Raw genomic sequence first — 18097 nt, 5'->3', positions numbered from 1 at the left:
ACCCACTAGCTGCGCGGAATGGCCGGAGTGCGGAGGATGGGCACAAACGAGAAGACCAGCCCCTTGCCGGAGAAGCCAAGGTTGAGGGTCCGCGAGAACGTCGCCTTCACGGTCGGCTCCACCTTGCCCAGCTTGGCCGAGACGCTGGCATCAACCCCGGCGCCCTGCTTGCGCTGGAAGACAAGATCACCGACGTAGGTGGCCTTGATCTGGTAGATGCCCTGGCTGGCGTGGCGAGCAATGGCCCTGTTGCACGCGGTCTGTCGTGCCATTCCCTCGAAAACCGTCTGGGCCGACGCTTCCGAGATCGCGTATTTGGACACGTTCGTCAGCTTGTATTCGTAATAATCGCCGACGTTTCCAGACAGGCCGAGCGAAATGAGCTGCGTGCTCAGTCCGGCCAGAGAGCCCTGCAGGCGGGTGTCGAGCAGCAGGTTGATGTCGGCAACGGTTTCCGGGACCGGATTGGCGACGCCATAGATCTTCAAATCCGGCTGCGTATCGCAGAGCGACTCCAGATTGGTCGGCGTCTCCAACTGCGCGGTCGGAGGCTCGGATACGTAGTAGATCGAGCCGACATAGATGCCGCGTTGCGGCGGGACCAGTTCCCGCGCGCCCAAGGCTGGACCTCGATTCGTGACGCAGCCACCGACCGTCAGAGCCAGCGCCAGAACAGACGCCAATTGCGTTTTCATGCTCGCCCCCCATTCCCCAGCGAAGGCAGCCATTTCGAGGCTCATTACAACCTTTGTCAATTATAAATTCATAATGCTCTTTTTAGTTGTGGGTCGGATGGAGGGGCGTGGCCTTCCGTACGGCAGCTATGATCCACACCGAGGACAGATTAGTAGGAGGGATCCAGACTTGCTCGGTTCGGAGCCTGCCCCACTTGACCTCCCTGATCCCCCCCCAAATCCTGCCCATCGTCATGCTCGTGGCCTCGAACGTCTTCATGACGTTCGCCTGGTACGGACACCTCAAGCACAAGTCGGCGCCGCTCGTTCTCGCCATCGTCGCGAGCTGGGGCATCGCCTTTTTCGAATATTGCCTCGCCGTGCCGGCCAACCGCTTCGGCTCGGAGGTGTATTCCACGGCGCAGCTCAAGACGATGCAGGAGGTCATCACCCTGGTCGTCTTCGCCGGCTTCTCGGTGCTTTACCTGAAGGAACCGCTGGGCTGGAACCACCTGCTCGGCTTCGCCTTCATCTCGGCCGGCGCCTTCTTCATCTTCCACAAATTCTGAGCGGCACGATGCTGCGCAGGCGCCGCGCGATCAGCCCACGCGGCGCCTGAGCGAAGGCAAAGTCCAAAACCGCTCAGCCCAGCGCGCGGCGCACCAGCGCCTCGACGGCGTCCACGGGCTGCTTCAGCCAGCCGTATTCGGGCGGGATCACCGCCTCGGCCAATTGGTCGGCGAAGCGCTCCACGTGGCGACGCGGGTCGGCGCGGAACTGGGGCTGGGCCATGAAGAACTGCACGGAGACCGTGGAGCACGGGTGCTTGGAGGCGGCCGAGAGATAGAGCGGCACCTTCTTGGGCGGCCACCAGAATTTTCCGAACCGCCGGTCCGCGTGATAGTGCTCGAACAGGCGCGGATAGCCGTGATGGTTCAGCGCGCGGCCGGTCACGGCGTAATTGTTGGTGTAGATCACCCGCTTGAGCGGCCGCAGCTCGATCAGCGGGACGGTCTGGGATTCCTCGTAGGTGGTCAGCTGCGGGCCGACCAGGATCGAGCCCCACCAGATGCCGTTGAGCGGGCGCGGGCAGGCCTTCTCCAGCTCCTCGAACAGGCCGGGGGAGAGCCAGTCGTCGTCGTCCACGAAGGCGATGAGATCGTCGCTCGCGCGCTTCGTCTGGCGCAGCACCTCGTGGGAGATCACCTCGGCGCCCCGCACGGCGGCGAAGCTCGCGCGGGAGAGCTTGGCGATCTCGTCGCGGAAGCTGCGGTAATCCACCTTCAGGTTCCGATCCCACAGCGCCATGAAATCCACGAGCAGGTTCTCGTCGATGTGGTGGCGGCGCAGGAAGCGGCGGGTGTCGTCGTCGGTCAAGGCGAGCCAGTCGGGACTGTAGCGCACCGCGACGATGCGTTTACCCATCGTCAACTCCGGACGGTCGTCTTCAAAAAGGCAGCGCCGTTTCCGGCACCGGGAGGGCGGGCCGCCAGCCGCCGCGGTCGTCTTATCAAGCGGAAGCCAGGCGCGCCAGTTCGGCGGCCATGGCGTTGTGCCGCGCCACCGCGGCGCCGAGGTCGATGGTGAGGAGCCGCCCGTCGCGCACCACCACCCGCCCGTTGATGACGCTGAGGGACACATCCTGCGACTGGCAGAAGATGAGCGCCGCCACCGGATCGTGCAGCGCCCCGGCATAGGCAAGGCGCGACATGTCGAACGCGATGAAATCCGCCGCCATGCCCGGGGCCAGCGCGCCGATATCGTCGCGCCCGAGCACCCGGGCGCCGCCCAAGGTCGCCAGCTCCAGCGCCGTGCGCGCGCTCATGGCGTCGGGACCATGGGCGACGCGCTGCAGCAGCATGGCCTGCCGGGCCTCGCTCAGCATGTGGCCGCTGTCGTTGGAGGCGGAGCCGTCCACCCCGAGCCCCACGCGGATGCCCTCGGCGATGAAGCGCTTCACCGGCGCGACGCCCGAGGCGAGGCGCATGTTGGAGCAGGGGCAATGGGCAATGCCCGTGCCGGTCTTCGCGAACAGGGCGATGCCGTCGTCATCCAGCTTCACGCAGTGGGCGTGCCAGACATCCGGCCCCACCCAGCCCAGCGAGCGCACATATTCCGTCGGCCCCATGCCGAAGGTCTTCTCTGAGAAGGCGACGTCGCTGTCGTTCTCGGCGAGGTGGGTGTGCAGCGTCAGGCCGTTGTCGCGGCCGAGCTTCAGCGTCTCCAGCATGAAGTCGCGGCTCACCGTGAACGGCGAGCAGGGCGCGAGCACGATGCGCAGCATGGAATAGCGGGCGGGGTCGTGATAGGCGCCGATGAGCCGCTCGGTGTCCTTCATCACGAAGTCCTCGTCCTCCACCACCCGGTCGGGCGGCAGGCCGCCTTTGCTCTCGCCGATGGTCATGGCGCCCCGCGCCGCGTGGAAGCGCATGCCGATGCGCCGCGCCGCACGGATGGAATCGTCGAGCCGCGCGCCGTTGGGATAGATGTAGAGATGGTCCGAGGAGGTGGTGCAGCCGGAGAGGATCAGCTCCGCCATGGCGGTTTCCGTCGCCGCCTCCACCATATCGCCGGTGAGGCCCGCCCACAGCGGATAGAGCGAGGTGAGCCAGGTGAACAATTCCCCATCCTGCGCCGCCGGCACGGCGCGGGTCAGGCTCTGCACCATGTGATGGTGGGTGTTGACCATGCCGGGCATCACCACATGGCCGGACAGGTCGATCACCTCGTCGGCGCTCGCCGGCAGGTCCTGCGGCCGGCCCACGGCGACGATGCGGCCGTCCTCCACATAGAGCCCGCCGCCCGCGATCTCCCGCCGCGCGCCGTCCATGGTCACGAGCACGAGGGCGTTGCGGGCGAGCAGGGTCGAGGCCATGGGAACTCCGGGAAGACGGCGCCGCGCGTCTGCGGCCCGTCGATCTTAGGTCGCTTTTGGGGACCGAGGGAATCCGCTCAGCGCCCGGCCGGCACCACGCGCAGGATCTCACCCGTGCTCTCGGCGGCGAGCCAGAGCGCGCCGTCCGGCCCCATGCGCACGTCGCGGATGCGCTTGCCGAGGGGCAGGCGCTCCTCGCCGATGACGGCGCCGTCGCGCACCTTCACCATCACCAGCGCCTGACCCGCCAGCGCGCCGACGAAAAGCTGGCCGCGCCAGCCCGGCAGCGCATCGCCCGTATAGAAGGCGGCGCCGGATGGGGCGATGGAAGGGTCCCAGTAGAACAGGGGCTGCTCCATGCCCTCCTTGGCCGTGCCGACGCCGATCTGGGCGCCGGAATAGTGCCGGCCATAGCCGATCACCGGCCAGCCGTAATTCTCGCCCGACTCCGGCCGGTTCACCTCGTCGCCACCGCGCGGGCCATGTTCGACGGTCCACAGCGAGCCGGTGCCCGGCTCGATGGCCGCGGCCTGCACGTTGCGGTGGCCAAAGCTCCAGATTTCAGGCCGGGCGCCGACCCTTTCGACGAAGGGATTGTCGGCGGGGATGGAGCCATCCGGCGCGATGCGGACGACCTTGCCCAGCGTCGTGGAGAGGTCCTGCGCCTTGTCCATGTGGTTGAACCGCTCGCCGAGGGTGACGAACAGCATCCCATCGGGCGCGAACACGAGGCGCGAGCCGAAATGGTTGCCACCTGACACCGCCGGCTGCTGGCGGAAGATCACGTCCACATCGGTGAGGCGCGTGAGGTCATCGGAGAGCTTGCCGCGGGCGACGGCAGTGGCGGCGCCTTCCGGGCGCGGCTCGGCATAGCTGAGATAGATGAGGCGGTTCTGCGCGAATTTGGGATCGAGCACCACATCCAGAAGGCCGCCCTGCCCGCGCGCCGCCACCTTGGGCACGCCAGAGATAGGTGCGCCCACCTTGCCCGTCGCATCGATGGGGCGCAGCCGCCCGTCGCGCTCGGTGACGAGGAGGCGGCCATCGGGGAGGAAGGCGATGCTCCAGGGCGTATCGAGGCCGGTGGCGAAGGGCACCACGCGCACCTGCTCGCCCCCGAGACGAGCCTCTACGGGCTGGGCGAAGGCGTAGGTCGCCGCCGCAATCAGGATGAGAATAAGGATGGCGCCGAGCGCCGCTCCGCCTGTGCCGCGCCGCCGCTTTGTTCGCGGCCCGGCGGCAAGCTGCGCCTCGGGCAGCACGGCGTTCAGCGGCGTGGGCGTATGCCGCGCTGCCGGATCAACGCGACCGCGCACGCGCGCGGGCTTCGACGCGAGAGGTGGCGAGGCGCCGCGCCGCAAGGGCCGACAGGAGAACCGCGCCGCCGACCGCGCCGAGCGACAGGAGGAAGCCGGACGATTCCGTGACGCCGCCGGCGATCAGATCCCCCGCCATGGCCGCATGACCGCCGAGGACCAGAGCCACTGCGCCGATGGCGACCATGAGGGCAAAGGTGAGAACGGCCTGGGCCAGCGCATCGCCTTCCTTATGGGCGCGCACGGCGCGGGCCAGCAACTCGGGATCCGCCGGCGACTGGCGCACGGCCCGGCGGGTGAGGGAAAAGTGCCCTGCTTCCATGTAACCGCCGACGTCACAACGTCCGGACATGATGGTCTCGCTCATTGGGGCAGCCTCCTCATCCCCTGTTCCGCGCGCTCCTTGGCAACGTGAAAAGGGGCGAATCAGTTCCGCCGACACAAGGCAGGGTGGAAAAGAATCGTGGCGCGACCGCGGCTTAGCCTTCACGGATGATGGCAAGATGATGTCGTTCGCTCACGGACGCGCGAGCCATCCCCGCTGTTTTGCCGCGCCATTGCGCCGCTCAGGCGAGCGCCGGGTCGGCCGCCGCGTTCTCGGGCCGCCAGCCCATGTCCACATGCCCCGGCTCCGCCGCGACGCGGGCGAGCCAGTCGCGCACCACGGGGAAGGCGGCGAGGGAGAAGTCCCCTTCCTCCGCCACATGGGTGTGGGCGAACAGGGCGATGTCGGCGATGGTGAGCGCATCGCCGACAAAATAGCGGCGGGCGGACAGGTGCCGCTCCATCACCTTGAGCGCCGCATAGCCCTCCTCCATCCAGCGATCCACGTCATGGGCGCGCAACTCGCGACCGCCGCGCACCTGCCGCAGCCAGAAGCGGGCAGTGGCGATGCCGGGCTCGTGGCTGTTCTGCTCGAAGAACATCCAGCGCAGCACCTCGGCGCGGGCGAAGGCGTCGACGGGCAGAAGCGGCGTGCCCTCGGCGAGATAGAAGAGGATGGCGTTGGACTCGGCGAGGAAGCGCCCGTCCACATCGAGGAGCGGCACCCGCCCCTCCACGTTCATGGCGAGGAATTCGGGCGTGCGGTGCTCGCCGGCGAAGATGTCCACCTCCACGAGGCGGAACGGCCGGCCGAGCTTCGCCAGCATCAGGCGCACCTTGTAGGAATTGCCCGACGACTGCGTGGAATAGAGCGTCAGCACCTCAACCGTCCTCCCACCCCCGACGCCCCAGCATGTGGCGGCAGGCCGGGGTGGCTGCAAGCCCCGATTGCAGCCGGCCGCACCGCGCGGCGATCCATCAATCCGGCGTGGCGCGACATTCACGATCCTTGCTTGTTCGCGGCAAAGCTCTGAACTAGTGTCCGCCGCGCCGGCATCCGGCCGGCCCTCGACCTGTCATCGTTGCGCCCGTGCCGCGGCATCCGCTCCGCCCACGATCGCGCGTCCCGGAGCCCAAAGGCCATGAGCCTCCTTTCGTCCGCCCTCAAGCGCATCAAGCCCTCCCCCACCATCGCCATCTCCAACAAGGCGCGGGAGCTGAAGGCGTCGGGGCGGGACATCATCGCGCTCTCGGCCGGCGAGCCGGACTTCGACACCCCCGACAACATCAAGGAAGCCGCCATCGCGGCCATCCGTCGCGGCGAGACCAAGTACACCGCCGTGGACGGCATTCCCGAGCTGAAGGCCGCCATCTGCCGCAAGTTCAAGCGCGAGAACGGGCTCGACTACAAGCCCTCGCAGGTGACTGTCGGCACCGGCGGCAAGCAGGTGCTGTTCAACGCGCTCGTGGCCACGGTCGACGCCGGCGACGAGGTCATCATCCCGGCGCCCTTCTGGGTGAGCTACCCGGACATCGTGGAATTCTGCGGCGGCACCCCGGTGCCGGCGATGACCACGCTGGAAGACAATTTCAAGCTGCGTCCCGAGGTGCTGGAAGCCGCCATCACGCCGAAGACCAAGTGGCTGATCTTCAACTCCCCCTCGAACCCCTCCGGCGCGGCCTACAGCTTCGACGAGCTGAAGGCGCTCACCGACGTGCTGGTGAAGCATCCCCATGTGTGGATCCTCACCGACGACATGTACGAGCACCTCGTCTATGACGACTTCAAGTTCGTCACCCCGGCGCAGGTGGAGCCCGCGCTCTACGACCGCACGCTGACCATGAACGGCGTGTCCAAGGCCTATTGCATGACCGGCTGGCGCATCGGCTACGCCGCCGGCCCGGAGGCGCTCATCAAGGCCATCGGGACGCTGCAGTCCCAGTCCACCTCCAACCCCTCTTCCATCGCCCAGTGGGCGGCGCTCGAGGCGCTGGACGGGCCGCAGGACTTCATCGCCGCCAACAACAAGGTGTTCAAGGAGCGCCGCGACCTCGTGGTCTCCATGCTCAACCAGACCAAGGGCCTCACCTGCCCGAAGCCGGAAGGCGCCTTCTACGTCTTCCCGTCCTGCGCCGGCACCATCGGCAAGACCACGCCCTCGGGCGTGAAGATCACCGACGACGAGGTGTTCGCCACCGAGCTGCTCAACGCCGAGGGCGTCGCGGTGGTGCACGGCTCGGCCTTCGGCCTCGGCCCGGCCTTCCGTATCTCCTACGCCACGGCCACCACGGACCTCGAGGAAGCCTGCCGCCGCATCCAGCGCTTCTGCGGCTCCCTGGTCTGACCCAAGCATCGCGAGCGGCGCACGCCGCTCGCGTCCCCCCACCTCCCGCGAAAGTGACCTTTCGGCAGGGTGGGAATTGCAACAGCAGCGGGAAAACGGAACCCGGCGCCAACTGGAGCGTTGGCGCAGCGGTGAAGTCTGGGCTAAGGCTGCGCGGTCGTCGGGCGCCGGATTCGACCCGCCCGCTTCCCACAGGAGGAACGACATCATGAAGACTGTTCTCAAGGCCGGCCTCGCTGCGGCCGCTGTGCTCGTCGCCGGCGCGCTTCCCGCTTCTGCTCAGTCGCGCGTCCAGGTGGGCACGCTGACCTGCAACTTGGCTCCCAACGTGGCCTTCGTCATCGGCTCCGTGCGCGAGATGAGCTGCGCGTTCCGTCCCGCCGTGCATGGCGTGAAGCGCGCCACCTATCAGGGCACCGTGCGCCGCTTCGGCCTCGACATCGGCGTGAACGGCCGCGGCACCCTGGTGTGGGGCGTGTTCGCTCCGTCCGCCAAGGTTCCCGCCGGCGCCCTGCGCGGCACCTATGTGGGCGCGGCTGGCTCGGCCTCCATCGGCGTGGGCCTCGGCGCCAACGTGCTGGTCGGCGGTTCGCAGAACACCTTCGCGCTGCAGCCGCTGTCGCTCGAAGGCCAGACCGGTCTCAACCTCGCCCTCGGCGTGTCGGACCTCACCCTGCGCTGATTCGGCTCCGCCCTGCGGCAGGACGGCCGAAACGCCACCTGCCGCAGCGGCATAGAGCTAAACAGCAAGCCTGCCCCGCGCCCCCGGCCCAACCGGGGGCGCGAGCATTTTCAAGCCCCCGACTCCCCGCGCGCGCCCCGATGATTCCGCCCGCGCCACGCCGACGGACGTCGAGATTGCGCGAGACTCCGCGGCCACGTACGTCTCTCACGTCGCCATCCGGGGGATATTCCATGCGCGCCACCATCGCCGCCGCCGTCCTTGCCGTCTCGACCGTCCTCGCCGCCGCGGTTCCGGCCTCTGCCCAGCCCCTCCCGCCGGTGCAGCTTCCCCCGCCCCCGACCGGACCGCTGGTCCAGTCCGGCATGCTGGTGTGCAAGGTCGCGCCGTCCATCGGCTTCGTGATCGGCTCCATGCGCGAGGCGGCCTGCGAATTCCGGGACAATGCGGCGCAGCCTTATGTGGTGCTGTCGCGCTACAAGGGCACCATCTCCCGCTTCGGCATCGATCTCGGCGTGCTCGCCGCCGATACGCTCGCCTGGGCCGTGTTCGCCCCCACCGCCCGGCCCAACCCGAGCGACATCGCCGGCAGCTATATCGGCGTCTCGGCCGATGCCGCCTGGACCATCGGCGCGGGCGCGAACGTGCTGCTCGGCGGCTCCAGCAACCAGATCGCCCTGCAGACTGTCTCGGTCGAGGGCATGGTGGGCGCCGACGTCGCGGCCGGCATCGCCGACCTCACCCTCGTTCTGCTGCCGAACTGAAGGTATTTCGCGACCCACCATAAAAGGGCCGCAGCCTTCGTGGCAGAGTGAGCTTTGCCTCGGCCGGACGAAACGTCCCCGCCGAGGCGCCATCCCTGTGCGGAGGGGTTCGGCATGTCCGGGTTTGTGTCTCGTTCCGTGGTGGTCGCGCTTGGCGCGACAGGCCTCGCCGCCATGCTGGCGCCGGCCTTGGGCGGCCCGGCGATGCCGCAGGTGGCGGCCGGCCTGCTGGAATGCCGCAGCGCCTTCGCCACCGGCTACGGCTTCGGCTCCTCGCGCTCCGTGAAATGCGAATACCGGCCCTCCATGGGGGTCAACCACTATTACAGCGGCACCATGGAGCGGATCGGGCTCGACTTCGGCGTGTCCGATCAGGCCAGCATGCTGTGGGCGGTGATCGCCACCTCGCCGGCCGTGGCGCCCGGCGCGCTCGCCGGGAAATATGTCGGCATCTCCACCGGCTTCTCCCTCGGCCCCGGCTTTTCCGCCAACATGCTGGCCTCAGATGACGCCACCAAGCAGGTGACGCTTCAGCCGCTCAGCGTATCCTCCGACAGCGGCCTCAGCGTCTCCATCGCCGGCGCGACGCTGACGCTGGAGCAATCCGCCACCAGCCCGCAATGAGGCTCGACACCGGCGCGTAAGACACGCCCGTGTGAGACACGCCCGTGTGAGACACGCCCGTGTGACTTGCCCCTTCGTCCCCCCGCCCTGATCTTGGCGCCGCGACGGAGGACACTGAATGCTCATCAGATCAAGGCGTGGCTGGGAACTTCCCGAATCGGCGGCAACGCCGGAGGACGTCTATCTCAACCGCCGCCAGGCCATGGGTGCGGGCGCGATGCTCCTCGCCGGCCTCGGCGCCGGGACCCTCGCCAGCCCTGCCGCAGCCCAGCGCGTCGGCGACGTGCCCGACCCCTCGGCCAGCCTCTACCCCGCCACCCGCAACCCCCGCTACACGCTCGAGCGGCCGGTGACGCCGGAGGCGAAGTCGAGCCTCGTGAACAATTATTACGAGTTCAGCTACGGCAAGGTCGTCGGCCCCTCCATGACGCGCTTCCAGCGCCGTCCCTGGCTCGTCAAGATCGACGGGCTGGTGGAGAAGCCCCAGGAGATGGGCATCGATGACCTGTTCAAGAAGGTGAAGTTCGAGGAGCGCCTCTATCGCCACCGCTGCGTCGAGGCGTGGTCCATGGCGGTGCCGTGGACGGGCTTTCCCATGAAGGACCTCGTGGCCCTCGCCGCCCCCACCTCGGGCGCCAAATACATCAAGATGGAGACCTTCCTCGATCCCAAGGTGGCGCCCAACCAGCGGGACTTCCGCTATACGTGGCCTTACGTCGAGGGCCTCACCCTGGAAGAAGCGACCAACGAGCTCGCCTTCCTCGTCACCGGCGTCTACGGCAAGCCGGCGCCCAACCAGTTCGGCGCGCCGCTGCGGCTCGTGCTGCCGTGGAAATACGGCTTCAAGTCCATCAAGGGCATCGTCCGCTTCACCTTCACCGACAAGCAGCCGGTGAGCTTCTGGGAGCAGTTGCAGGGCTCCGAATACGGCTTCTGGGCCAATGTGAACCCCAAGGTGCCGCACCCGCGCTGGAGCCAGGCCAGCGAGGAGGACATCGCCACCGGCGAGCGCGTGCCCACCGTGATCTTCAACGGCTATGGCGAGTATGTCGCCGACCTCTACAAGGGCCGCGAGACGCAGAAGATCTGGTTCTAGGGGGGACCCTCACCATCCCTTTCGGCCGTCATCCCCCGGCTTGTCCGGGGGATCCACCGGGCGGACGGGGCAGCTCATGGTTCAGACATCGCGCTGTCGGCACAGTGGATGCCCCGGACAAGCCGGGGCATGACAGCTCAGGTTGAAGGCTCCGCCTTTCCTTACCCCTCCACGGAGCCACGCCGCTCGGGCTCGGCGAAGCCGTCCGGCGCCTCACCGGCGTCGAACGGCGTCGTCACCTCCACGAAGGTGTCGGGGTAGAAGCCGTTGAACCGCGTGCGCAGCGAGAGGGAATAGGCCCCGATGTGGCCGATCTCGATCCAGTCGCCCGTATCCACGCTCTCCGGCAGATAGAAGGGGCGGGAGAGCACGTCCACGCTGTCGCAGGTGGCGCCGTAGATCCGGAAGGGCGCCATCACGTCCGCCCGCCCCGGCCGGCGGCGACGGGCGGGATCGGGGATATGACGCACGGGGAGCAGGATCTTCCCCGTCCACGAATCCGACAAGGACGACCACACACCGTCATTGATGTAGAGGCGCTGGCCCTTCTTCAGCAGCACCCGCACGATGACCGAGAAGGCGCGGGCGACGATGACGCGCCCCGGCTCCGCCACCAGCGGGATGCCGGAAAAGCCGTGCCGCTCCACCGCCCCCATCAGCCCGCCGACGATCTCGCCCAGCGGCGGCATGGGCGGCACCGGCCGGCGGGGGTCCACCGCATAGGTCGCGGGAAAGCCGCCGCCCACGTCGAGCGCGGAGATGGGCACCTTGGCCGCATCGCGCACCTCGGCGGCGGTGGCGACGGCGCGGGCATAGGTGTCCACATCCTCCACCTGGCTGCCCACGTGGAAGCACAGGCCGCAGCGTATGCCGAGGCCGTCGATGCGCTGGAGCAGTTCCGCCGCATGGCCCGGCGCCGCGCCGAACTTGCGCGACAGCTCGTAGGCCGCCTCCCCCTTGGAGGCGATGCGCACGAACAAGGTGAGGTCTTCCGGGTCGAGATCCAGCGCGCGAACGATGCGCACGATCTTCGCCACCTCGTCCTCATGGTCGAGGGCGGTGGCGCGGATGCGGTAATGCTCCAGCGCGAGGCGGATGTCCGACTGCGCCTTCACCGGGTGCATGTAGAAAAGTTCGGCCCCCGGCGCGGCCGCCCGCGCCGCCGCGAACTCGGCGGGAGAGGCCACATCGAAGGCGTTGATGCCCGCGCGCGCCAGCACGTCGAGCACCATGGGCTCGCCATTGGTCTTCACCGCATAGGCGGTTTTGCCCGGAAAGGCTTTGAGGAAGGCCGCGGCGTCGGCGGCGAGCACGTCCGGGCGGAAGCAATAGACCGGCTGGTCCGGCCGCATCTCCAGCGCCGCCTCCCGGCCGGTGGCGAAGCGCGGCAAGGCGGAGGGTTCAGGTCCGCTGCGGCTTGCGGCCACGAGGTGGGGCGTCGTTTGCGGCATTCGGGGCTCCTCCCGCACGAGTCGGACCTGGCCAGCTTGCCGGTCTTTTCCGGCGAGAGCACGACACCCGCCATCGAACCGCTCGTTCATTTTCTCTTAAGGTGTTGCCGCCGCGTCCTTGACCGCAGCAAAAGCCGGTCGCATCGTCCCGCCGAGGTACGCCCGGAGGGGCGAGAGGCCGCGAAGTGGAGACGACCATGGGTGAGCGGGCGCTGGGCGCGAAGGCCGTTGGCGACAAGGCTGGCGGCAAGATGAAGCGCATGCGCGCGGCCATGGGAGGCGCCTTCGGCCGGATCGCCGCGGCGGCCGCCGTGGCTGCGCTTGCGTTCGCGCCGGTATCCTTCGCCCCGGCCAAGGCGGCGAATCTGGCCGAGCTGAATTTCTGGCTCTCCGGCCCCAATTATTCCGGCGTCATCCCGGCCTGCGACAGCCAGGAGGCGCTCGACCTCATCGCCACCCGCTTCGCCGAGACCGAGCGACGCTTCTGGGCCTCCGCCCTCTCCATCACCGACTTCGAGAAGGTGCACGAGATCGCCTATCGCCCGTGGGGACCGGAATACCAGCCGCGCCGCTATTGCCGTGGCACGGTCTTCACCAACGATCTCAAGAAGCGCGCCATCTATTATTCCATCATCGAGGACGGCGGCTTCATCGGCGCCAGCTGGGGCGTGGAATGGTGCGTGGTGGGTCTCGACCGCAACTACGCCTACGCCCCGTCCTGCAAGATGGCGGGTCCGTGACGCGGCCTTTCGCGCAGGCCCTGCGGGCGACCGCGGGCCGGCTCGCCGCCGGTGTCGCGCTGCTGCTGGCGCTCGCGGCCCATGGTCCGGCGCGCGCCGAGGGCCAGCCCGGCCAGTTCGATTTCTATGTGCTCTCCCTGTCCTGGTCGCCGACCTATTGCGAGGACCAGGGCCGCCGCGCGGACAGCGAGCCGCAATGCTCGCTCACCCGCCCCTACGCCTTCGTGGTGCACGGGCTGTGGCCGCAATATGAGCGGGGCTTCCCGCAATATTGCCAGAGCCCGCCGCCCTACGTGCCCAATCCTTTGGTCAATTCCATGCTGGACGTGATGCCGAGCCGGCGTCTCGTCATCTATGAATGGAAGAAGCACGGCACCTGCTCCGGCCTGTCGCCGCAGGCCTATTTCGATCAGGTGCGCGCGGCGAAGGCCAAGGTGGTCATCCCGGCGGAGTTCTCCCGCCTCGACGACTACAAGATGGTTTCGCCGCAGGAAGTGGAAGACGCCTTCCGCGCCGCCAATCCCGGCCTCGACACCGGCATGATCTCGGTGGATTGCGACCGGCGCCGGCTGCGGGAAGTGCGGGTGTGCCTCAGCCGCGACCTCGCCTTCCAGCCCTGCCCGGAGGTGGACCGCCGCGCCTGCCGGCTCTCGCGCATGGTGATGCCGCCGGTGCGCGGCGGGCGCTGAGGCCCCCGCCGGCCGGTTCGAGACCCGTTTTCAGGGCTGCTTGGTGAGACGCGCGCAGAGCGCTAGCGCGTCGTCGTCGTCGACTTCCAGATAGCAGAGGTCGAACTTGCCGTCGGGCTGCAGCGTGCCGATGTGGAAGCCGTCGTCGCCCACCACATAGACGGTCTTCAGGTCCGGCGTGATCGTGCCGTGAATGGGCTCGGACTTGGTGCCGCCAGGCACCGGATAGATCACCTTGCCCTTGAACGAGCGGCCGCGCTGCTCCTCGACGACCAAGCCGTAATCGGCGGTGACATAGCCCATTTCCATGCCCACCCCGTCGCTCGGTCCCTTCCAGGTGCCGACGAGGGAGGGAACCTGCTGGGCCGAAGCCGGCACCGCGACCGCGAGCGTGGCACCAAGGGACAGCGCGAAAACGAGAGGCTTCATGTTTCCCTCCTGCGGACGCGGAGACCGCGTGCGGTTGACTGCCGCTTGACGCGCCAGCGTCCATGCGTCACGCCGGGACGGTCGCACGGCGTCATGAAGGCCACAATACCGTTGCGTCACAGCTGCACGCGCCGTCCCCATCCCCCTTCCGCGCCATCGCCGAGCCGAGATGAATTATCGCCACGCCTTCCACGCCGGAAATCCCGCCGATGTCATGAAGCACGCCGCGCTGGCCCGCGTGCTCGCCTATCTCGGCAAGAAGGATGCGCCCTACCGCGTGCTGGACACCCATGCCGGCGCCGGGCTCTACGATCTCGACGGCAGCAACGCCCGCAAGACCGGCGAGGCGGATGCGGGCATCGAGGCGGTGCTGGCGGCCCAGGACGCCGGCACCCTCCCCGCCCCCGCCGCGGCGCTTCTTGCGCCCTATCTCGATTGCGTGCGCGGACTGCGCGAGGGCGGGCGCAAGCTCTATCCCGGCTCGCCGGCCCTCGCCCTCGCTCTGTCGCGGCCGCAGGACAAGTTCCTGTTCTGCGAGCTGAACAAGGAGGAGCGGGCGAAGCTGGAAAAGCGGGTGGGCGAGGCGCCCGGCGCCGAGGGCCGAGTAAAGGTGCTCGCCCAGGACGGCTGGCAGGCGATCGCCGCGCATCTCCCCCCGCGCGAGCGGCGCGGCGTGGTGCTGGTGGACCCGCCCTTCGAGGAGCCCGGCGAGTTCCAGCGCATGGCGGCGGGGCTGGAGGCGGCGCACCGGCGCTTCGCCACAGGCATCTTCATGCTCTGGTATCCCATCAAGGACCTGCGCGCGGTGGACGCCTTCCGCCGCGACGTGGCCCACCTGAAGCTGCCCAAGACCCTGCGCGTGGAACTGGATTTCGCGCAGGTGCGCGCGCTGGACACGCTCTCCGGCTCCGGCCTCATCATCGTCAATCCGCCCTTCACGCTGGCGGACGAGATGAAAACGGTGCTCAACGCCCTCGCCCCGCTGCTGGCGCGAGACGGCAAGGGGCGCGCGCGGGTGTCGTGGCTGACCGAGGCGGGCTGACGCCGCCGGAATAACCGGGTAGCGAACGCGGCAGGGGAGATGCCGTTGATTTTGCGTGGCAGCATGGCGGCAGGCGCGCTATCCAGAGGGTCCCTCCCCCGTCCTGACGGACCCCCACATGCTGCTCCGCCACTCCCCCACCTCTCCCTTCGTGCGCAAGGTGCGCGTCGCTGCCGCCATCCTCGGCATTTCGCTTGAACTGGAGCCTGCCGACACCCTCGACGCGAACGACACGCTGCGCCAGCAGAACCCGCTGGGAAAGATCCCGGCGCTGCTGACCGGGGACGGCGAGGTGCTGTTCGATTCTTCCGTGATCCTCGCCTATCTGGACCATCTGGCCGGCGACGGGCGCATCCTCCCCACCGAGCCCGTGGCGCGCATCAAGGTCCTGCGCCGGGAAGCGCTCGTGGACGGGATGATGGATGCGGCCATCCTGATCCTCTATGAGGCGCGCTTCCGGCCGCAGGAGAAGCACGAGGCGCGCTGGCTGGAGCATCAGGCCGGCAAGCGCCTGCGCGCGCTCGATGCGCTGGAAGCCGAGGTGGAGCCCTATTCCGGCACGCCGAACGTGGGCGACATCGCCCTTGCCTGCGCCCTCGGCTGGTTCGATTTCCGCTTTGCGGGGGACTGGCGGGCCGATCATCCCAAGCTCGTCGCCTGGTTCGACGCCTTCAGTGCCGCGCATCCGCAGTTCGCGGACTCCGCGCCGGTGGCCTGAAACGCCAAAGGCGCCGCCCGGGGGGCGGCGCCTTCGACGCGGTACCAGACCGTTCCGTCACTCGACGATATAGACCACCTTGCGGGTCCGGGGATCCACGATCACCCGGCGGTCGTTGACGACGGTGTATCCGTACTGGTTGTTGTCCGGAATGTCGTAGAGCACCACGTTGGACGGCAGGGGCTCACCCACCACCACTTCCTGCTGGAGGCGGACGGAGGGACGGCGCTCCTTCATCACATAGGTGCGCACTTCCTGCGGCGGCTCGGCCGCGGCACCAACGCCCGCACCCACCACGCCGCCGACCACGGCACCCACGGGGCCGCCGACCACTGCGCCGACAGCGGCGCCGCCGATGGCGCCCGTGGCGGTGGAGGCCTGCGCGAAAGCGACCGTGGGAACGATCACGGGAGCCGCGAGGCCGGCAACCACGGTACTGATCAACAATGTCTTGCGCATGTTACCTCTCCTGCTGCGTTCATGTTGCAGGAGAAACAGTGATCGATGGCAAATCGTTCCCGACTACGATCAATACGTTCTGGACATTTGGGCTGATCTGAGAAAGAGGCCTCCGCAAACCTTGGCCGTCGCCCCGCGCGCGCCACTTTTGACTTTGGCTTTGCCGTGAGGGCCCCCCCATCAACCGCATAAGGGAGACGGCGGGCTGGTCCGCCTGTGATGGCAGGACGCGTGCCGAACGCTGCCGCCCGGTTCGGTGGGGATGCCTGGCACGCGGCCGGGCAGCAGAACGGGTGCCCCAGGCACCGGCCTCGCGGGTCCCTCAGGCGCTGGCGGTCACCCGCGCCGGCACGCGGGGCACCGGCACCATCATCCCGCGCTTGGTGAGCTCGGCATGGGTGAGGTCCAGGACCCGCCAGGCGGTCGCGACCAGTTCGTCCGCTTCCTCGTGGGAGAGCGTGAAGGGCGGGGCGAGGATCATGCCGTCGCGCACCGCGCGCATCACCAGCCCCTCCTTGAAGGAAAAGTCGCGGCAGATAAGGCCCACCGTGCCCTCCTCCGCAGCGAAGGCGGCGCGGGTGGCCTTGTCGGGGGTCAGCTCCATGGCCCCGATGAGCCCCACCATGCGCGCCTCGCCCACGAGGGGATGCTCGGCGAGCTTCAGCCAGCGTTCCTGCAGATAGGGGCCGATATCGGTCCGCACCCGGTCCACCAGCTTTTCCTCATGCATGATCTTGAGGTTGGCGAGCGCCGCGGCGCAGCCGCCGGGATGGCCGGAATAGGTGTAGCCGTGGTTGAAGTCGCCGCCATGCTCGATGAAGCCTTCGGCGAACCGGTCGCCGACGATCACCCCGCCCAGCGGGAAGTAGCCGGAGGTCACGCCCTTCGCGAAGGTGATGAGGTCCGGCTTCACCCCCATGAATTCGGCGCCGAACCAGCGCCCCGTGCGCCCGAAGCCGCAGATCACCTCATCGCAGATCAGCAGCACGTCGCGCTCGCGGCAGATCTTCTCCACCTCGGGCCAGTAATTGGCGGGCGGGATGATGACGCCGCCGGCGCCCTGGATCGGTTCGCCGATGAAGGCGGCCACATTCTCCGGCCCCGCCTCGTCGATGGCGCGGGCCACCTCGCGCGCGGCATAGAGGCCGAAATCCTCGCGGCTCATCTCGCCGCCCTCGGCCCACCAATAAGGCTGGGCCACGTGGATGATGCCGGGAATGGGCAGCCCGCCCTGCGCATGCATGGGCTTCATCCCGCCCAGCGAGGCACCGCCCATGGTGGAGCCGTGATAGCCGTTGCGGCGGGAAATGAAGATGTGCTTCTCGGGCTTGCCCAGCGACGCCCAGTAATGGCGCACCATGCGCAGCACCGTATCCACCGCCTCCGAGCCGCCGGAGGTGAAGAACACGTGGTTCATGTGGGCCGGCGCTACCTCGGAGATGGCCGCCGCCAACTCCGCCGCGCCGGGATGGGTGGTCTTGAAGAAGGTGTTGTAATAATCGAGCTGATGCAGCTGCTGGGCGATGGCATCGACGATGACGTGCCGCCCGTGCCCCACCTGCGAGCACCACAGGCCCGACATGCCGTCGAGGATCCTGTTGCCGTCGCTGTCGAAGACATAGACCCCCTCGGCCCGCGTGATGACCCGCACCCCCTCGGCGTTCAGCGCCTTCGTGTCGGAAAACGGGTGCAGGTGGTGCGCCGCATCCAGCGCGCGCCAGTGGGCGGTGGAGTTGGACAGGGGGGCGGACGTCACGATGGCGATGCTCCGTGTTGAACCTCTGCGGTTCTAGCGCGAAAGCGGGACCGTGGGCCACCCCCGCGCTGTCGCCGCCCGCCTGATCTGCTAAAGCTGCGACTGGTGGATCG

General features: G+C 68.3%; 20 protein-coding genes. 10 read left to right on the top strand and 10 right to left on the bottom strand.

Annotated elements, in window-relative coordinates; all coding sequences use genetic code 11:
• Positions 1–5: 5 nt before the first annotated feature.
• Positions 6–728 carry a hypothetical protein gene (locus FHT36_RS16695; protein WP_169123629.1) on the bottom strand — a complete coding sequence of 241 codons (723 nt, stop codon included), beginning with the start codon at positions 726–728 and terminating at the stop codon, positions 6–8.
• 200 nt (positions 729–928) lie between these two features.
• Between FHT36_RS16695 and FHT36_RS16690 the strand changes: the two genes are divergently transcribed.
• On the top strand, positions 929–1243 hold the full coding sequence (locus tag FHT36_RS16690) for a DMT family protein (protein WP_373878225.1): 315 nt from the start codon (positions 929–931) through the stop codon (positions 1241–1243).
• A gap of 73 nt (positions 1244–1316) precedes the next feature.
• Here the strand turns inward: FHT36_RS16690 and FHT36_RS16685 are convergent, their stop codons facing one another.
• The 5 genes from FHT36_RS16685 to FHT36_RS16665 all read right to left on the bottom strand — a co-directional run bounded on the left by FHT36_RS16685 (position 1317) and on the right by FHT36_RS16665 (position 6070).
• Complete coding sequence (locus FHT36_RS16685) at positions 1317–2099, bottom strand: hypothetical protein (RefSeq protein ID WP_169123627.1); 783 nt, start codon at positions 2097–2099, stop codon at positions 1317–1319.
• A gap of 85 nt (positions 2100–2184) precedes the next feature.
• On the bottom strand, positions 2185–3549 hold the full coding sequence (locus tag FHT36_RS16680; RefSeq protein ID WP_169123626.1) for an 8-oxoguanine deaminase: 1365 nt from the start codon (positions 3547–3549) through the stop codon (positions 2185–2187).
• 77 nt (positions 3550–3626) lie between these two features.
• The gene (locus tag FHT36_RS16675; RefSeq protein WP_348644491.1) at positions 3627–4865 is read right to left on the bottom strand and encodes a PQQ-dependent sugar dehydrogenase; all 1239 of its coding nucleotides are present in this window, start codon (positions 4863–4865) and stop codon (positions 3627–3629) included.
• Entirely contained in the window at positions 4849–5232 is a 384-nt protein-coding gene (locus FHT36_RS16670) for a hypothetical protein (protein ID WP_169123625.1), read from the bottom strand. Before FHT36_RS16670 ends, FHT36_RS16675 begins: the two co-directional genes overlap by 17 nt.
• A 199-nt stretch (positions 5233–5431) precedes the next feature.
• A complete protein-coding gene (locus FHT36_RS16665; RefSeq protein ID WP_169123624.1) occupies positions 5432–6070 on the bottom strand; it encodes a glutathione S-transferase family protein in 639 nt (212 codons plus the stop codon).
• A gap of 261 nt (positions 6071–6331) precedes the next feature.
• Here FHT36_RS16665 and FHT36_RS16660 point away from each other — a divergent pair, with 261 nt between their 5' ends.
• From FHT36_RS16660 to msrP, 5 genes are all read left to right on the top strand, one after another.
• Positions 6332–7534, top strand: coding sequence for a pyridoxal phosphate-dependent aminotransferase (locus tag FHT36_RS16660; protein WP_169123623.1), 1203 nt, complete (start codon positions 6332–6334; stop codon positions 7532–7534).
• A gap of 208 nt (positions 7535–7742) precedes the next feature.
• Positions 7743–8216 (top strand): DUF992 domain-containing protein, encoded by a 474-nt coding sequence (locus FHT36_RS16655; protein WP_169123622.1) that lies wholly within the window; start codon positions 7743–7745, stop codon positions 8214–8216.
• A gap of 233 nt (positions 8217–8449) precedes the next feature.
• Positions 8450–8980 carry a DUF992 domain-containing protein gene (locus FHT36_RS16650; RefSeq protein WP_169123621.1) on the top strand — a complete coding sequence of 177 codons (531 nt, stop codon included), beginning with the start codon at positions 8450–8452 and terminating at the stop codon, positions 8978–8980.
• A 114-nt stretch (positions 8981–9094) separates the two neighbouring features.
• On the top strand, positions 9095–9604 hold the full coding sequence (locus FHT36_RS16645) for a DUF992 domain-containing protein (RefSeq protein WP_169123620.1): 510 nt from the start codon (positions 9095–9097) through the stop codon (positions 9602–9604).
• 118 nt (positions 9605–9722) lie between these two features.
• Positions 9723–10700, top strand: coding sequence for a protein-methionine-sulfoxide reductase catalytic subunit MsrP (gene msrP / locus FHT36_RS16640; protein ID WP_169123619.1), 978 nt, complete (start codon positions 9723–9725; stop codon positions 10698–10700).
• Between the two features lie 161 nt (positions 10701–10861).
• Here msrP and FHT36_RS16635 read toward each other — a convergent pair whose 3' ends face one another.
• Entirely contained in the window at positions 10862–12091 is a 1230-nt protein-coding gene (locus FHT36_RS16635; RefSeq protein ID WP_169123854.1) for an alanine racemase, read from the bottom strand.
• A gap of 257 nt (positions 12092–12348) precedes the next feature.
• On the opposite strand from FHT36_RS16635, the gene FHT36_RS16630 reads away from it, so the two are divergent.
• Together FHT36_RS16630 and FHT36_RS16625 are read left to right on the top strand one after the other, a co-directional pair.
• The gene (locus FHT36_RS16630) at positions 12349–12891 is read left to right on the top strand and encodes a hypothetical protein (RefSeq protein ID WP_246702279.1); all 543 of its coding nucleotides are present in this window, start codon (positions 12349–12351) and stop codon (positions 12889–12891) included.
• Positions 12888–13580, top strand: a complete 693-nt coding sequence (locus tag FHT36_RS16625) for a ribonuclease T2 (protein ID WP_348644490.1) — start codon at positions 12888–12890, stop codon at positions 13578–13580. Before FHT36_RS16630 ends, FHT36_RS16625 begins: the two co-directional genes overlap by 4 nt.
• Before the next feature lie 30 nt (positions 13581–13610).
• On the opposite strand, the gene FHT36_RS16620 is transcribed toward FHT36_RS16625, so the two are convergent.
• Positions 13611–14009 (bottom strand): hypothetical protein, encoded by a 399-nt coding sequence (locus FHT36_RS16620; RefSeq protein ID WP_169123617.1) that lies wholly within the window; start codon positions 14007–14009, stop codon positions 13611–13613.
• A gap of 169 nt (positions 14010–14178) precedes the next feature.
• Here FHT36_RS16620 and FHT36_RS16615 point away from each other — a divergent pair, with 169 nt between their 5' ends.
• Positions 14179–15051 (top strand): 23S rRNA (adenine(2030)-N(6))-methyltransferase RlmJ, encoded by an 873-nt coding sequence (locus FHT36_RS16615; protein WP_169123616.1) that lies wholly within the window; start codon positions 14179–14181, stop codon positions 15049–15051.
• Positions 15052–15169: 118 nt separating this feature from the next.
• Positions 15170–15769 carry a glutathione S-transferase N-terminal domain-containing protein gene (locus tag FHT36_RS16610; RefSeq protein WP_169123615.1) on the top strand — a complete coding sequence of 200 codons (600 nt, stop codon included), beginning with the start codon at positions 15170–15172 and terminating at the stop codon, positions 15767–15769.
• A gap of 57 nt (positions 15770–15826) precedes the next feature.
• Here the strand turns inward: FHT36_RS16610 and FHT36_RS16605 are convergent, their stop codons facing one another.
• Both FHT36_RS16605 and FHT36_RS16600 read right to left on the bottom strand, forming a co-directional pair.
• Entirely contained in the window at positions 15827–16228 is a 402-nt protein-coding gene (locus tag FHT36_RS16605) for a DUF1236 domain-containing protein (protein ID WP_169123614.1), read from the bottom strand.
• 322 nt (positions 16229–16550) lie between these two features.
• Positions 16551–17984 carry an aspartate aminotransferase family protein gene (locus tag FHT36_RS16600; RefSeq protein WP_348644489.1) on the bottom strand — a complete coding sequence of 478 codons (1434 nt, stop codon included), beginning with the start codon at positions 17982–17984 and terminating at the stop codon, positions 16551–16553.
• Positions 17985–18097: the final 113 nt, after the last annotated feature.

This window comes from Xanthobacter sp. SG618 (assembly GCF_012932745.1).
GTDB classification, from domain to species: Bacteria; Pseudomonadota; Alphaproteobacteria; order Rhizobiales; family Xanthobacteraceae; genus Xanthobacter; species Xanthobacter flavus.
This window is presented reverse-complemented; position numbering and strand designations above follow the sequence as displayed.

What these genes read in the sequence shown, in the direction of transcription:
- FHT36_RS16695 (WP_169123629.1), bottom strand. Translation starts at nt 728, where the DNA reads ATGGCTGCCTTCGCTGGGGAATGGGGGGCGAGCATGAAAACGCAATTG.
- FHT36_RS16690 (WP_373878225.1), top strand. Translation starts at nt 929, where the DNA reads ATGCTCGTGGCCTCGAACGTCTTCATGACGTTCGCCTGGTACGGACAC.
- FHT36_RS16685 (WP_169123627.1), bottom strand. Translation starts at nt 2,099, where the DNA reads ATGGGTAAACGCATCGTCGCGGTGCGCTACAGTCCCGACTGGCTCGCC.
- FHT36_RS16680 (WP_169123626.1), bottom strand. Translation starts at nt 3,549, where the DNA reads ATGGCCTCGACCCTGCTCGCCCGCAACGCCCTCGTGCTCGTGACCATG.
- FHT36_RS16670 (WP_169123625.1), bottom strand. Translation starts at nt 5,232, where the DNA reads ATGAGCGAGACCATCATGTCCGGACGTTGTGACGTCGGCGGTTACATG.
- FHT36_RS16660 (WP_169123623.1), top strand. Translation starts at nt 6,332, where the DNA reads ATGAGCCTCCTTTCGTCCGCCCTCAAGCGCATCAAGCCCTCCCCCACC.
- FHT36_RS16655 (WP_169123622.1), top strand. Translation starts at nt 7,743, where the DNA reads ATGAAGACTGTTCTCAAGGCCGGCCTCGCTGCGGCCGCTGTGCTCGTC.
- FHT36_RS16650 (WP_169123621.1), top strand. Translation starts at nt 8,450, where the DNA reads ATGCGCGCCACCATCGCCGCCGCCGTCCTTGCCGTCTCGACCGTCCTC.
- FHT36_RS16645 (WP_169123620.1), top strand. Translation starts at nt 9,095, where the DNA reads ATGTCCGGGTTTGTGTCTCGTTCCGTGGTGGTCGCGCTTGGCGCGACA.
- msrP (WP_169123619.1), top strand. Translation starts at nt 9,723, where the DNA reads ATGCTCATCAGATCAAGGCGTGGCTGGGAACTTCCCGAATCGGCGGCA.
- FHT36_RS16630 (WP_246702279.1), top strand. Translation starts at nt 12,349, where the DNA reads ATGGGTGAGCGGGCGCTGGGCGCGAAGGCCGTTGGCGACAAGGCTGGC.
- FHT36_RS16620 (WP_169123617.1), bottom strand. Translation starts at nt 14,009, where the DNA reads ATGAAGCCTCTCGTTTTCGCGCTGTCCCTTGGTGCCACGCTCGCGGTC.
- FHT36_RS16615 (WP_169123616.1), top strand. Translation starts at nt 14,179, where the DNA reads ATGAATTATCGCCACGCCTTCCACGCCGGAAATCCCGCCGATGTCATG.
- FHT36_RS16610 (WP_169123615.1), top strand. Translation starts at nt 15,170, where the DNA reads ATGCTGCTCCGCCACTCCCCCACCTCTCCCTTCGTGCGCAAGGTGCGC.
- FHT36_RS16605 (WP_169123614.1), bottom strand. Translation starts at nt 16,228, where the DNA reads ATGCGCAAGACATTGTTGATCAGTACCGTGGTTGCCGGCCTCGCGGCT.